Below are 13544 nucleotides of genomic sequence, written 5' to 3' on the forward strand. Positions count from 1 at the left end.
TCACTGACCCCAGCGGGGGATGGCGGCGGCGCCGGGGGCGTGGCCGTGCGGGGACGGCCGGCCGCCGTCGCGCCGGTTGCCGGCGCCGGCCGCCGCCGGCGCCGGGGACACCGACTGCCAGCAGCGGAACAGCGACAGCCACCGGTCGGCGGTCAGCGCCGTCGGCCGGGTGGTCGGCGCGAGCCCTTCCTGGCGCAGCCAGCGGACGCCGGCCGTGCCGGGCAGCTGGGCCCGCAGGAGCGGGCCCAGCGGCGCCGTCGGCGAGGTGAGGAGGGCGTGGGCGAGGCGGTCGAACGCCTCGGTCTCGTTCTCGGGCAGCGCGGCGCGGGCGTCGGCGGCAGGACCGGACGGGACGGGGCTGGTTCGGGACACGGGGTGCCTCCGTGACGGTGCGGTGCGGGGCGTCCCGCGGGCGCGACGAGGGCCGGCGGGGACGCGGGGGAGCGGGCGCCCGGGGCAACCGGGCGCGGACGGCGGGCGGTGGAACCGGCCCGCGGCGCGTCAGCTCAGGAGGTGCGCAGTCGCACGGAGTACCGCATGGGGAGGGACGGTAGGTCGTCGTCGCCCCGCCGTCGAACCATTTAGCGGGTGGTGTCCCGCGCCGCCTTGCGCGCCTGGTGGGCCTCCCAGCGGGCGCGGTCGCGCGCCCGGGCGTCGGCGTTGCGGTCCCACTTCTCCTTGCGCCGGCGAGCCCGGGCCAGCTCCCGCTGCTCGAAGGTCTCGTGCGCCTCCCAGTCGGAGGCGGCGACGGCCAGGGCCACGGCGGTGAGCGCGGCGATGGCGACCGCGGCCGCGAGGATCAGGTCCAGCAGGAGGAACGCGGCCACCGCCACCGCCACCCCGGCGACGCAGCCTCCGACCAGCAGCGGGGACGGGCGGCGGGACGAGGGGCGGGGCTCGGTCACGGGCCCAGTATCCGCCCCCCGCCGGACCTGCGGCGGAACACCTCGCAGGCGTCGGCGTCCCGGCGGCGTGCCGACCCTTGTGCCCCGACCCCGCAATGCCTACGGTCGGAGATGCGGTTCAGCAGCAGCCGCCAATCCAGTGCTGGTCGTCGTGTCGTTCGCGTCCGCAGGCTCACTGGTCCGGCATCCGCCCCGAGAGGCATACCCGTGACCGCTTCCTCGCTCGACCGTTCGCTCACCGAGTCCACCCGGGTCACCGTCGGGCCGGACGTGCCCACGGCCGCTCCCCTCGCCCTCGAGGTGGCCGGCACCGCCGCCCAGCCGCGGCTGACCGTCGCCGGCGAGGTCGACTGCACGTCCGCACCCCGGGTCGGCGCCGTCCTCGACGAGCTCGTCGACGCCGCGCCCCGGGAAGTCGTGGTCGACCTGACCGCCGTCACCTTCCTCGACTCGGCGGGGCTGTGCGCCCTGGCCGCCGCGCACCGGAAGGCGCTGGCCGCCGGTGGGCAGCTGCGGGTGCTGGCGGCGACCCGTGCGGTGATCCGGCCGCTGCAGATCACCGGCCTTTGGAACCTCCTGGCCGGCGAGCAGGTCGACGCCGCTGCCTCCTGACCCCTCAGCCCCCGCCGGACGGGGGCCGGGGGCGCGCCCCGGTCGCCGGGGAGGCAGACTCGGCGCCACACGGTGCCGCGCCGGGCGCCGGGAGCGGACGAACGAGGAGGACCACCGTGCGGGATGCGGTCATCTGCGAGCCCCTGCGGACGCCGGTCGGCGGGTTCGGGGGCTCGCTGCGCGACGTCCCGGTCCAGGAGCTGGCGGCGACGGTGATCCGGGCGCTGATGGAGCGCACGGGGCTGCCGCCGGAGTCGGTGGACGACGTCCTGCTCGGGCACTGCTACCCGACGATGGACGCCCCGGCCCTCGGCCGGGTCGCCGCCCTCGACGCGGGCCTGCCGGTGACGGCCTCCGGTCTGCAGATCGACCGTCGCTGCGGCTCGGGCCTGCAGGCGGTCGTCTACGCGGCGCTGCAGGTGCAGTCCGGCGCCTCCGACGTCGTCCTGGCCGGCGGCGCGGAGTCGATGAGCAACGCGCCGTTCTACTCGACCGCGATGCGCTGGGGCGTCAAGCCCGGGCCCGGGGTGCTGCTGGAGGACGGGCTGGCCCGCGGCCGGGTCACCGCCGGCGGCCAGAACCACCCCGTGCCCGGCGGGATGCTGGAGACGGCGGAGAACGTCCGCCGGGACTACGGCATCGGACGCCAGGAGCAGGACGAGTACGCCGTCCGCAGCCACCAGCGCGCCGCCGCCGCCACCGCCGAGGGGCGGTTCGCCGACGAGATCGTGCCGGTGACGGTGAAGCACCGGAAGGGCGAGACGGTCGTCGACCGCGACGAGCACATCCGCCCCGACTCGAGCGTCGAGACCCTCGCCAAGCTGCGCCCGATCCTGGGCAAGAACGACCCCGACGCCACGGTCACCGCCGGCAACGCCTCCGGGCAGAACGACGGCGCCGCGGTCGCGATCGTCACCCATCCGGAGAAGGCCGCCGAGCTCGGCCTGCGCCCGCTGGCGCGGCTGGTCAGCTTCGGCGTGGGCGGCGTGCCGCCGAAGACCATGGGCATCGGCCCGGTGCCGGCCACCGCGAAGGCGCTGGCGCTGGCCGACCTCAAGCTCTCCGACGTCGACCTGATCGAGCTGAACGAGGCGTTCGCCAGCCAGGTGCTCGCCGTCGCCAAGGAGTGGGGCTTCACCGACTCCGACTGGGAGCGCACCAACGTCAACGGCTCGGGCATCTCGCTCGGCCACCCGGTGGGCGCGACCGGCGGCCGCATCCTCGCCACGCTGCTGCGCGAGATGGACCGGCGCGGCGCCCGCTACGGCCTGGAGACGATGTGCATCGGCGGCGGCCAGGGGCTCGCCGCGCTGTTCGAGCGCGTGTAAGGACCCCGCTGCCCCCCACCGCTCGCGAGCTCGCGGCGGCCCCCCGCAGCGGGGCCGTTCCCTCCCGTCGACCAGAGGAGTTCTGCATGTCCGAGTCCACTGCCCGCGTCGCGATCGTCACCGGTGCCGCCCGCGGCATCGGCGCGGCCACCGCGCTGCGGCTGGCCGCCGACGGCTTCGCCGTGGCGGTGCTCGACCTGAAGGAGGATGACGCCCGCGGCACCGTCGAGGCGATCGAGGCCGCCGGCGGCCGGGCGCTGGCCGTGGGGGCCGACGTCGGCGACGGCGAGCAGGTGCAGGCGGCGGTCGACCGGATCGCCGCCGAACTCGGCCCGCCGGTGGTGCTGGTGAACAACGCCGGCGTCACCCGCGACAACATGCTGTTCAAGATGAGCGACGCCGACTGGGACCTGGTCATGCACGTGCACCTGCGCGGCTCGTTCCTCATGACCCGGGCCGCCCAGAAGCACATGATCGACGCCAAGTGGGGCCGCATCGTCAACCTGTCGAGCACCTCCGCGCTGGGCAACCGCGGCCAGGCGAACTACGCCACCGCGAAGGCGGGTCTGCAGGGCTTCACCAAGACCCTCGCCATCGAGCTGGGCAAGTTCGGCGTGACCGCCAACTGCATCGCGCCCGGCTTCATCCAGACCGAGATGACCAAGGCCACGGCCGAGCGCATCGGGGAGGACTGGGAGTCCTACGTGCAGAAGCGTGCTGCGGCGATCCCGGTCGCGCGGGCGGGCGTGCCCGAGGACATCGCGCACACCGTCTCCTTCTTCGTCAGCGAGGGCGCCGGGTTCGTCTCCGGCCAGGTCGTCTACGTCGCCGGCGGCCCCCGGAACTGAGAGGGGACCCCCCACCGCTTGCTCCGCTCGCGGCGGGGCCCTGCACGGGGGCCGTTCCAGCACGTCACTGTGACGGGTCGCGGTCGGGGTAGCGCGCGCGGGCGAGGGCGTAGACCCCGAAGGCGGCGAACCCGGCTGCGACCCCGGCGAGCAGCCACGGCCCGGCGCGCACCCCGGCGATCGCCGTCATGGCGCCGTCCAGGCCGGTGGCGGTGGAGACGTCGGAGGAGGCGGCCGCGCGCCACAGCAGGACGCCGACCAGCCCGAACGCGATGCCCTTCGCCAGGTAGCCGATCCGGCCGAGCACCTCGATCACCGGCTCCCAGCGGTCGGGGGCGGCGGGGAGGTCGATGTCGCGCATGAAGCCGCCGGTGCAGCCGCGCGCGAACGTGTAGATCCCGACCGCCACCACCCCGGCGGCGACCGCGCCGACCAGCACGGCCCCGCCGGGGATCAGCAGCGTCTCCTCGGTGAGGTCGCGCAGCCGCTCGTCGGCCTCGTACTCGAACCCGAGGGCGAACAGCAGCGAGGTGAGCCCGAGGACGCCGTACACCGCGCCCTTGGCCAGGCACTTGGCGCAGACGACGGCGGTGCGCACCCGGTGTTCCGGATCGAGCAGCCCGTGCCACCAGAGCAGCACCTCGGCCGCCTGCCACACGGCCAGCGAGAGCATGCCCAGACCGATCGCGACGAGCAGGAACACGCCGCCCGGCCCGGCGGCGACGGTGAGCAGGGCGCCGGTCTGGTCGGCGTCGGCTCCCCGCAGGCCCATCGCCAGCCGCAGCGCGAGCACGGCGATGAGCAGGTGCATCGCGCCGTAGGCGATCAGGCCGGCGCGGGCGAGATGGGTGAGCACCGGGGAGTCGGTGACCCGGCGGACCCGTTCGACGAGGTCGTGCAGCCGGTGCCCCAGGGACCGGGCAGACGGTGCCGGCGGGCTCACGTGCGCTCGGGGTACCGGGCGCGGACGAAGCAGTAGGCACCGAAGGCGGCGATCCCCACGGCGACGAGCGTCAGCAGCACGGGCCCGGCGGGCGCGGTGAGCACCGTGTGCAGCGCGCCGTCCAGGCCGGAGGCCTTGGCGGGGTCGAAGGTCCATGCCGCCCACACGAGCAGCCCACCCACGAGGCCGAGCGCGACGCCCTTGGCGGGGAAGCCGACCTGACCGAGCCGGGTGACCAGCCGCCGGGCCGAGGTGGAGCAGCCGTGCAGGTCGATCTCCTTCAGGAAGCGCTTGGAGAGCCCCTTGTGGACGAGGTAGCCACCGACGCCCACGACGACCAGCCCGGCGGCCGCCACCAGCCAGCGGCCGGCGGGCCAGCCGAGGACGCCGGCGGTGGCCTGCTGCTGGGAGCCGCTGCCGGACTGCCCGCCCCCGGTGGCGAACCGGACCGCCAGCACCGCCAGGGCGAGGTAGACGACCGCCTTGGCCACCGCCTTGGCCGTCCGCTCCAGCGCCTGGGTGCGGGCCTTCCCGGACGCCGACCAGCCGTGCCGCCACCGCAGCACCTCGGCGGCCTGCCACACGGCCAGCGCCAGGAGGCCGACGGCGAGCACCCACAGCAGCGGACCGCCCAGCGGCTGCGCGGCGAGGGTCGCCAGGGCCCCGGACTGGTCGGCCTGCTGGCCGGCGCGCCCCCACGCGAGCTGCAGCGCCAGCCAGGCGATGAGCACGTGGACCAGCCCGTAGGCGATCAGCCCGACGCGGGCGAGGTGTTCCAGGCCGTCGCTGTCGGCTGCCCGTCCCGCGGCCGACCCGGCGCTGCCCTGCACGCTCATCCCCGGTGCCTTCCTGACCTCGGTCCTGGCCGCGTGGAACGCGGAGATGATCAGCGTGGCACGGCCTCCGGCCCGGTGCCTCCCCGAGCGGTGGCGGGGGTGAGGGACACTGGGCACGTGGCGAACGGAACCGGAATCCTCTCGGCCGGCACGGTCAGCTCGGCGACCCCGGAGGTCGCGCGGCGCACCTGGCCGCGGTGGCTGGCGCTGGGCGTCGCGATGATCGCGGTCGCGGTGGTCGCCGTCGTGTGGGAGGCAGCCGGTGCCCGGCTGCTGCTCGGCGCCGTGGGGCTGTTCCTGGCCGTGCGGGGCGCCGTCCTGCTGCGCGGCGCCCGCTCGGGTGCGGTGCCGGGTGAGGTGGCCGGACGGGCGCGGTCGCTCGGCACGGTCGCCGTCGTCGCCGGGGCCGCGGGCGTGGTCGTCGCCGTCGCCTCGGCCGCCCTGTCTGCGGTGGTCCTGCTCGTCGGCGTCCCGCTGCTGCTGCTGGTCACGTCGCTCGGCCTGCTGGGCCGGGGTGGCGCGGCGCGGCGCGGCGGGCAGGCGCTGCTGGTCTGGTCGCTGCTGGTCACCGGGCTGCTGGTGGTCACCGGCATCGCGCGGAGCTGGGACCGGGCCGCCGACGTGGCCACCGTGGTGACGGCGCTGGCCGTGGCGGTGCTCGGCGTCCCGCTGCTGATCGGCGCGGCGAACCTGCGCACGGTGGCCGCGACGCCCGCCCCGGCGCCGGTGCGCGCCGGCTGCGGCGGCTGCGCCTGCGGCGCCGGTGGCTGCGGGTCCTGACCGGCCGCGCATGACCCACGGGCCCTGGGTATGGGCCCGGCCGTGAGCGGACACGTCTTCGTGGTCGGCGCGGACCTGACGCAGCTGTCCTGCGACGACGTCCTGGTGCCGACCGACCGCTCGCTGCGGGTGGCCCGCGGCTGGTGCTCCCTCCTGCCCGAGGAGCTGATCACCGACCGGCAGGCCGACGGGAACTGCGTCGACCTGTCGTGGTCGGGGGACGAGCGGGTGCTCGAGGTGCCCGGCGAGGGCCCGCGCCGCGCCTGGCTGGTCGACACCGTCGACGGGGACGCGGACGGGTCGGGGAGCCGGGGGCTGCCCTGGTTGCTCGACGGGGCGCGCGAGGCGCTGGCGGCGGTCGCCCGGCGCGAGGTGGCCGAGCCGGTGCACGGACGCGCGCGGCGGCTGGTGGGGCTGCCCGCGCTGGGCACCGGCTGGGGCGGGGCCGCCGGCGAGCGGGGGTCGTTGCTGCAGCAGCTGCTGCCGGTGCTGCGGGAGGCCGCCGAGGAGCACGGTTTCGACGTCGCCCTGGTGCTGCGCCGGCCCAGCGACCTGGCCGCCGCCCAGCGGGTCCGCCGCGGCGAGGAGGCGAGCTGGGACCTGCCCGGGCACCTGCGGAGACTGGCCGAGGACCTGGGCGACCGGGCGCGCCGCGGCCAGCTGGCGCTCTTCATCGGTGCCGGGGTCAGCGCCGCCGCGGGGTTGCCGACGTGGGAGCAGCTGGTCGACGAGCTGGCGACCCGATCGGGTCTGGACGACGAGCTGCGCGCGGGGCTGGCCCGGCTCCCCGCCCAGGACTCCGCGGCGCTGCTGGCGCGCGAGCTGGGGGCCGACGAGCTGGCGGCGTTCGTCCAGGAGCGGTTCGGTCCCGGGCCCTACGCGCTGGCGCACGCGCTGATCGCCGACCTGCCGGTGCAGGAGTTCGTGACCACCAACTACGACCCGCTGGTGGAGCGCGCCGCCGACGACATCGGCCGGCAGGTGACGGTGCTGCCCTTCGACGAGGCCCGGCCCGGGGCGCCGTGGCTGCTGAAGCTGCACGGGGACGCCGCGCACCCGGAGAGCGTGGTGCTGACCCGGGAGGAGTACCTGCAGTTCGGCAACACCGGCGCCGCGCTGGCCGGGGTGCTGCACTCGCTGCTGCTGACCCGGCACGTGCTCTTCGTGGGCACCTCGATGCTGGACGACGACCTGATCCGGATCGCCCACCAGGTGCGCACCGCGCTGCAGACCCAGGGATCGCGGGCGGCCCGGCGGACCGGCACCGTGCTGGCGCTGCGGGAGGACCCGGCGCGCGCCCGGCTGTGGGAGCAGGACGTCGAGACCGTGGCGATGAGCCCGGCCGACGCCTCGCCGGCCGAGGCGGCGCGCCGGCTGGAGGTGCTGCTGGACCTCATCGGCTGCCTCTCCACACCACCCACCGGCTACCTGCTGGACCCGGCGTACCGGGGGCTGCTCAACGACGAGGAGCGCGCGCTGGCCGAGGCGCTGGCCGGCGTCGCGGAGGTGCTGCCCGAGGACGCCTCCTCCCACGTCGCCCACGAGGTGGCCGGGCTGCTGCGCCGGCTGGGGCACGGCAGCTCCGCCGCCGACGGGGACGACCCTCCCGCGGACGTCGCCACCCGGCCGCGCGACGACCGGACCCAGGAGCAGCGGCCCGGCTGAGCCCGGTGCACGGTTGCCCACCTGCGCGGATGGGCATCGCAGCATCCATGCCACGACTCGAGAACAGCCTGAAACTGCTGTCCAAGGGCTACGGCTGGCTGCCCGACGAGCGCCGCCGGGCCGGGAAGCGCGCGGTCGGGGTCCGGCTGGGCGGGATGCCGGCCGTCGGGATCGAGGGGCCCGAGGCCGCGCGCTTCCTCTACGACGAGGACCACGTGCGCCGCTCGCACGCCATCCCCGAGCCGGTGCAGGGCACGCTGTTCGGCAAGGGTGCGGTGCACACGCTGGACGGCGAGATGCACCGGGTGCGCAAGGCGATGTTCGTCGCGCTGCTGATGCGCGAGGACGGCATCGCCTCGCTCGTGGCGCGGACGACCGCGGCCTGGGACGCCGCGGTGCCGGAGTGGGCAGGCCGTCCGGAGATCGTGCTGTTCGACGAGGCGAGCCGGGTGCTGGCCGGCTCCGTGGCGCGCTGGACCGGCGTCCCGGTGCGCGACGACGAGGTGCCCGACCTCGCCCGCGACATGGTGGCGATGGTCGACGGCTTCGCCACCGGCGGGCCGCGGCACTTCCGGGCGCGGCGGGCCCGGGGCCGCCGGGAGAGGTGGCTGACGCAGCTGGTGCAGGACGTGCGCAGCGGGCGGACCCGCGTGGAGGAGGGGACGGCGGTCGACGTCGTGTCGCGGCACCGGGACGCCGACGGCACGCAGCTGCCGGCGAACGTGGCGGCGGTGGAGCTGCTCAACATCATCCGGCCGACGACGGCGGTCGCCTGGTTCATGGCCTTCTCCGGCCACGCGCTGATCCGCTGGCCCGGGAACCGCGAGCGGCTGGCGGCCGGCGATCCCGCGTTCGCCGAGGCGTGGGCGCACGAGGTGCGGCGGTTCTACCCGTTCGCCCCGTTCATCGGCGGCCGATCACCGCGGCGCAACGAGTTCGCCGGCGAGGAGATCCCGGAGAACGCCATGGTGCTGCTGGACCTGTACGGGCAGAACCACGACCCGGCGCTGTGGGACACCCCGTACGCCTTCCGCCCCGAGCGGTTCCTCGACCGGGAGATCGGGGAGTTCGAGCTGGTGCCGCAGGGCGCCGGCGACCCGCGCACCAACCACCGCTGCCCCGGGGAGCAGATCACCGTCGCGCTGCTGTCGGCGCTCGCGGTGCGGCTGGCCCGGCTGGACCACGAGGTGCCCGACCAGGACCTCACGATCGCGCTGCACCGGATCCCCGCCAAGCCGAAGAGCGGCGTGCGGCTGAGGGTGCGCGCCGGGGCCTGAGGTGGTCCCTCCTCGACAGTAGGTCTCTGCCCATCCTGGATGGGCAGAGACCTACTGCCCGGGACAGCTGTCCGGGGCCGGTCAGCGCGGGTCGAGGCCCTTCAGCTCCGGCGGTAGCTCGCCGGCGTGCACGACGCCGAGCCGCTGCGTGGCGCGGGTGAGCGCGACGTAGAGGTCGTTGTGGCCGCGGACGCCCTCGGTGAGGATCCCGACGGGGTCGGCGACGAGCACCGAGTCGAACTCCAGGCCCTTGCTGCCCTCCGGGGTGAGCACCACCGGGCCGGCGGTCAGGTCGCCGTCCGCGGAGGCCGACGGGAGCCGGTCGCGCACGGCGGCGGTGACGGCGGCCAGCCGGCTGCGCGGGACGACGACGGCGAGCGTGCCCGCCTCGGCGTCGAGCTCCGCGGCCGCCTCGGCCGTCGCCGCGACCAGCTCGGCCTCGGGCACCTGGCGGGACCACGGCAGCTCGCCGGTGGAGCGCACCGACCGGGCCGCTGACGTGGCGGCCCCGCCCGCGACGAGCACCGCGGCGGCGACGTCCATGATCTCGGCGGGGGTGCGGTAGTTGACGGTGAGCTCCTCCAGGCGCCACCCGCGGACGCCGAGCGCGGGCTCGAGCACCTCCGCCCAGCTGGTGGTGCCGGCGGCGGAGCCGGTCTGGGCGACGTCCCCGACGAGGGTCATCGACCGGGTGGGGCAGCGGCGCAGCAGCACCCGCCACGCCATGGCCGAGAGCTCCTGCGCCTCGTCGACGATCACGTGCCCGTAGGTCCAGGTGCGGTCGGCGGCCGCGCGCTGCGCCGTCGACCGGCCGTCCCGCTCCTCCTGCCGCTCGGCCAGGCCCTCGGCGTCGAGCAGGTCGCCGGCGGAGAGCTCCTCGGACTCGTCCTCGGTCTCCCAGTCGGTGGAGCGGGAGCCGTGGAGGAGGTCGAGGGTCTCCTGCGCGTCCCGCAGCCGCCGCTGCCGCTCCCGGCGGGCCGCGGCCCGCTCGGCGCTGTCGTCGACGCCGAGCAGTTCGTCGGCCTCCTCCAGCAGCGGGACGTCGGCCGGGGTCCACGGTGCCGAGGCGGGGCGCAGCAGCAGCTCGCGGTCGGTGTCGGACCAGCCCCGCGTGGCGGCCTCCAGCCGCCGGCGGGAGGAGAACAGGTCGCGCAGCAGCCGCTCGGCGGTGAGCCGCGGCCACAGCCGGTCGACCAGCGCGTGGACGGCGGGCTCGGCGGCGACCTCGCGGCGCAGCGCGGCGACGTCGCCCTGGCCGAGCAGGTTGCCGCCGCCCAGCACGTTCTCGCCGAGCTTGTCGGCGTACTTGCCGGCGACCAGGTCGATCACGGCGCGCACGAAGGCCGGCCGGGCCTCGTTGTGCAGCCGGGAGGCGGCGCGGGCACGGCTGCGGGCGCGGGCGGCGTCGGCCTTGGTGAAGCGCAGCGGCGTCCCGTCGATCGTCAGCGTGACCGGCCCCCCGTCGAGGACGGCCTGCCGGTTCCGGACGGCGGCGGTGACGACGTCCACCATCGCCAGCCGGCCCTTGACCTCGGCGACCTCCGGCCGCTCGGGCGCGTGCGCCTGCAGCCCGGGCCGCAGCCCGCCCATGTCGGTGAGCACCACGCCGGTCTCGCCGAGCGAGGGCAGCACGTCGGCGATGTAGCCGAGGAAGGTGGGGGAGGGGCCGACGATGAGCAGCCCGCTGCGGGCCAGCCGCTCCCGGTGGGTGTAGAGCAGGTAGGCGGCCCGGTGCAGGGCGACGGCGGTCTTGCCGGTGCCGGGGCCGCCCTGGACGACCAGGACGCCGCGGTGGTCGGCCCGGATGATGCGGTCCTGCTCGGCCTGGATGGTGCGGACGATGTCGTTCATCCGGCCGGTGCGGGTGGCGCCGAGCGCGGCCAGGAGCACCGACTCGCCGGCCAGGCCCGACCGCTGCGCGAGGTCGGGATCGGTGAGGTCGAGGGTCTCGTCGGTGACGTCGACGACCCTGCGGCCGCGGGTGCGGATGTGCCGGCGGCGCCGGACGCCGAGGTCGTGCAGCGGCGTGGCGGTGTAGAAGGGCTGGGCCGCGGGGGCGCGCCAGTCGACGAGCAGGGGTTCCTCCCGGCCGTCGTCGGCGTTCAGCCCGATCCGGCCGATGTACCGGGGCACGTCGGCGTCGTGCCGGTCCAGCCGGCCGAAGCACAGCCCGCTGTCGGCGGCGTCGAGCGCGACGATCCGCTGGCTGTGCAGCTCGACCGCGGCCTCCCGCTCGCCGACGGCCTGCGGGTTGTGCGGCACGGTGGCCAGCGCCTCCTGCAGGCGCGCGACCGTGCGGGCGCGCACCTCGTCGAGCCGGCCGTGCAGGGCGCTGACGTAGGTCTGCTCCGCCGCGATCTCGGCGTCGAGGGACCCGGCCGGACGAACTGTCGTCAAAGACTCTTCGCTCTCTACTGGAACGGTGGTGCAATCGCTCTTCGCGCCGTGTCGGCAACTGCCCATTGTGCCCACGGCCGCGGTGCCCCAGCACCGTGCCACGCACCACTAGCGTGCTGCTCGTGACGCAGGTCCCGGGCATCGACGTTCCCGACGCACGCGGCCGGACCGGCCTGGACCGGGTGGGGAGGGACCTCGACGGCAACCCGCGGGTACGGGTCACCGACGTGGAGCTCGTGGCCAGCGCCTGGCACGTGCTGCGCCGGACGACGTTCGAGTACCGCCGCGCGGACGGCACCTGGGTGACGGAGACGCGGGAGACCTACGACCGCGGCAACGGCGCGACGATCCTGCTGCACGACGTCGCCCGCGGGACCGTTCTCCTCTCCCGGCAGTTCCGCTTCCCGGTCTACGTGAACGGCCACCCCGACGGCATGCTCCTGGAGGCTGCCGCCGGGCTGCTCGACGAGGACGACCCGGAGACCGCCATCCGGCGGGAGGCCGAGGAGGAGCTCGGGGTCACGGTGGGCGAGCTCGAGCACGTCTTCGACGTCTGGATGAGCCCGGGCTCGGTCACCGAGCGGCTGCACTTCTACGCCGCGCCGTACACGGCGGCCGACCGCACGGCGGACGGCGGCGGGCTGGCCGAGGAGGGCGAGGACATCGAGGTGGTGGAGCTGCCGTTCGACGAGACGCTGCGGATGGTGGCCGACGGCCGGATCGCCGACGCGAAGACGATCATGCTGCTGCAGTGGGCCGCGTTGTCGGGCCCGTTCGCCCCGGTCAGCCGCTAGCCGATCGGGCGTCGTCCCGATCCACGGATGCCTCCCCCCTACAGGGTGGTGCGGGATTAGTTGGCGTTCCATCGCAACTCTGCGGACACCTTCTGGACACACCGGTTCCCTAACGTCGTCGGCACGACGACGAGGGGAGGACCAGCCATGAGCACGGCGACCAAGGAACGGACCACCTGGGTCTGCGACAACTGCCACGGGCGCGAGATGAGCGCCCGCAAGCGCTGCCGCGACTGCGGGACGTCCCGCTACTGATCGGCCCGGCGGTTCAGGCGGCGGGCGGGGCGCCGCGGAGCCGGACGACGGCGGCGCGGTAGCGGCCGCCGCCGTAGAGCCGCCAGGCCAGCCGCGTGGCGCGCGGGACGCCGCCGAGCAGGCGGGCGCGGTCGGCGGCGCTGCAGTCCTCCAGCGCGAGGCCCAGCACGAGCAGCTGCTGGCGCCCGGAGAGCCCGCAGCGAGCGGTCCGCACGACGGCCGCCCACGCGGCGTCGGTCAGGTGGGCGTCGAGGAGGGGAAGCAGGGTGGCTTCCTCCTCGGCGGTCTGCGCGGCGACGTCGTCGGCCAGCCGCCGGCAGGAGCGGGCGAACGTCTCCCGGGCCCGGCTGCTGCCGGAGGTGGCCCACTGGCGGGCCGCGGTGTCCAGGTCGCGCAACGCGGCGTCGATGCGCGCGCACGACGACGTCCAGGCGGCGACGGCGGCCGCCACGGCGGAACGGGCCTCCTCGGGCGCGCTGCGGAGCAGCGCCGGCCACACGGCATCCCGCTCGACGGCGTGGTGGTGCAGGAGCAGCCGGGAGACCAGCCCGGCGTGGTGGGTGAGCAGCCCGGTGCGGGCGCACACGCCGTCCGGTGCCCAGGTGACGACGTCGGCCAGCGTGCGCAGCTCCCGGCGCACCAGCTGGTGCAGCACCCGCTGGTAGGCGGCCGCCCGGCCGGGGAGCGGGGGCACCGCGCGGGCGGAGGTGGGGTCGCTCGGGCGCCGGGGGAGCGGGACGGCGGGAGGACGGACCGCGGTAGCGGTCATGGCGCGCACCTCGTTCAGCGGGGTCGGGCCGGTGCTCCGGGTCTGCCGGAGCGCGGGATGCCGGGAGGGTAGGGCCGGACGGACGGCGGCGGGAGCGGTTTCCCGGGCGGCGGACGCGGGCCGGGGGCGCGCTCC

Annotated in this window: 13 protein-coding genes; 7 read left to right on the forward strand and 6 right to left on the reverse strand. The window is 76.1% G+C overall.

What is annotated here, in order from left to right; genetic code table 11:
- Entirely contained in the window at window positions 1–372 is a 372-nt protein-coding gene (locus ACI79S_RS01850) for a hypothetical protein (RefSeq protein ID WP_456591736.1), read from the reverse strand.
- Between the two features lie 209 nt (window positions 373–581).
- Window positions 582–905, reverse strand: a complete 324-nt coding sequence (locus tag ACI79S_RS01855) for a hypothetical protein (RefSeq protein WP_456591737.1) — start codon at window positions 903–905, stop codon at window positions 582–584.
- Window positions 906–1112: 207 nt separating this feature from the next.
- Between ACI79S_RS01855 and ACI79S_RS01860 the strand changes: the two genes are divergently transcribed.
- The 3 genes from ACI79S_RS01860 (at window position 1113) to fabG (ending at window position 3693) form a co-directional block, all read left to right on the forward strand.
- Window positions 1113–1517, forward strand: coding sequence for an STAS domain-containing protein (locus tag ACI79S_RS01860; protein ID WP_456591738.1), 405 nt, complete (start codon window positions 1113–1115; stop codon window positions 1515–1517).
- Between the two features lie 116 nt (window positions 1518–1633).
- Complete coding sequence (locus tag ACI79S_RS01865) at window positions 1634–2845, forward strand: acetyl-CoA C-acetyltransferase (protein WP_456591739.1); 1212 nt, start codon at window positions 1634–1636, stop codon at window positions 2843–2845.
- Between the two features lie 86 nt (window positions 2846–2931).
- Window positions 2932–3693, forward strand: a complete 762-nt coding sequence (gene fabG, locus ACI79S_RS01870) for a 3-oxoacyl-ACP reductase FabG (RefSeq protein WP_456591740.1) — start codon at window positions 2932–2934, stop codon at window positions 3691–3693.
- A 64-nt stretch (window positions 3694–3757) separates the two neighbouring features.
- Here the strand turns inward: fabG and ACI79S_RS01875 are convergent, their stop codons facing one another.
- Window positions 3758–4636 (reverse strand): DUF1206 domain-containing protein, encoded by an 879-nt coding sequence (locus ACI79S_RS01875; RefSeq protein WP_456591741.1) that lies wholly within the window; start codon window positions 4634–4636, stop codon window positions 3758–3760.
- Window positions 4633–5472 (reverse strand): DUF1206 domain-containing protein, encoded by an 840-nt coding sequence (locus tag ACI79S_RS01880; RefSeq protein WP_456591742.1) that lies wholly within the window; start codon window positions 5470–5472, stop codon window positions 4633–4635. The genes ACI79S_RS01875 and ACI79S_RS01880 overlap by 4 nt, the downstream gene beginning before the upstream one ends.
- 117 nt (window positions 5473–5589) lie before the next feature.
- Between ACI79S_RS01880 and ACI79S_RS01885 the strand changes: the two genes are divergently transcribed.
- Genes ACI79S_RS01885 through ACI79S_RS01895 form a run of 3 tightly spaced genes read left to right on the forward strand, consistent with a single transcriptional unit; the run spans window position 5590 to window position 9194 of the window.
- Entirely contained in the window at window positions 5590–6252 is a 663-nt protein-coding gene (locus tag ACI79S_RS01885) for a hypothetical protein (protein WP_456591743.1), read from the forward strand.
- Window positions 6253–6294: 42 nt separating this feature from the next.
- A complete protein-coding gene (locus tag ACI79S_RS01890) occupies window positions 6295–7917 on the forward strand; it encodes an SIR2 family protein (RefSeq protein ID WP_456591744.1) in 1623 nt (540 codons plus the stop codon).
- A gap of 47 nt (window positions 7918–7964) precedes the next feature.
- On the forward strand, window positions 7965–9194 hold the full coding sequence (locus ACI79S_RS01895; protein ID WP_456591745.1) for a cytochrome P450: 1230 nt from the start codon (window positions 7965–7967) through the stop codon (window positions 9192–9194).
- A gap of 81 nt (window positions 9195–9275) precedes the next feature.
- Here ACI79S_RS01895 and ACI79S_RS01900 read toward each other — a convergent pair whose 3' ends face one another.
- A complete protein-coding gene (locus tag ACI79S_RS01900; RefSeq protein WP_456591746.1) occupies window positions 9276–11591 on the reverse strand; it encodes a HelD family protein in 2316 nt (771 codons plus the stop codon).
- 122 nt (window positions 11592–11713) lie between these two features.
- On the opposite strand from ACI79S_RS01900, the gene ACI79S_RS01905 reads away from it, so the two are divergent.
- Window positions 11714–12385, forward strand: coding sequence for an NUDIX domain-containing protein (locus ACI79S_RS01905; RefSeq protein WP_456591747.1), 672 nt, complete (start codon window positions 11714–11716; stop codon window positions 12383–12385).
- A 268-nt stretch (window positions 12386–12653) separates the two neighbouring features.
- Here the strand turns inward: ACI79S_RS01905 and ACI79S_RS01910 are convergent, their stop codons facing one another.
- Window positions 12654–13409, reverse strand: a complete 756-nt coding sequence (locus ACI79S_RS01910) for a hemerythrin domain-containing protein (protein WP_456591748.1) — start codon at window positions 13407–13409, stop codon at window positions 12654–12656.
- Window positions 13410–13544 lie beyond the last annotated feature (135 nt).

It is taken from the genome of Blastococcus sp. SYSU DS1024, assembly GCF_054050795.1.

Excerpts from the sequence above, each read along its gene's own strand:
- fabG (WP_456591740.1), top strand. The coding sequence starts at position 2,932 with ATGTCCGAGTCCACTGCCCGCGTCGCGATCGTCACCGGTGCCGCCCGC.
- ACI79S_RS01880 (WP_456591742.1), bottom strand. The coding sequence starts at position 5,472 with ATGAGCGTGCAGGGCAGCGCCGGGTCGGCCGCGGGACGGGCAGCCGAC.
- ACI79S_RS01895 (WP_456591745.1), top strand. The coding sequence starts at position 7,965 with ATGCCACGACTCGAGAACAGCCTGAAACTGCTGTCCAAGGGCTACGGC.
- ACI79S_RS01910 (WP_456591748.1), bottom strand. The coding sequence starts at position 13,409 with ATGACCGCTACCGCGGTCCGTCCTCCCGCCGTCCCGCTCCCCCGGCGC.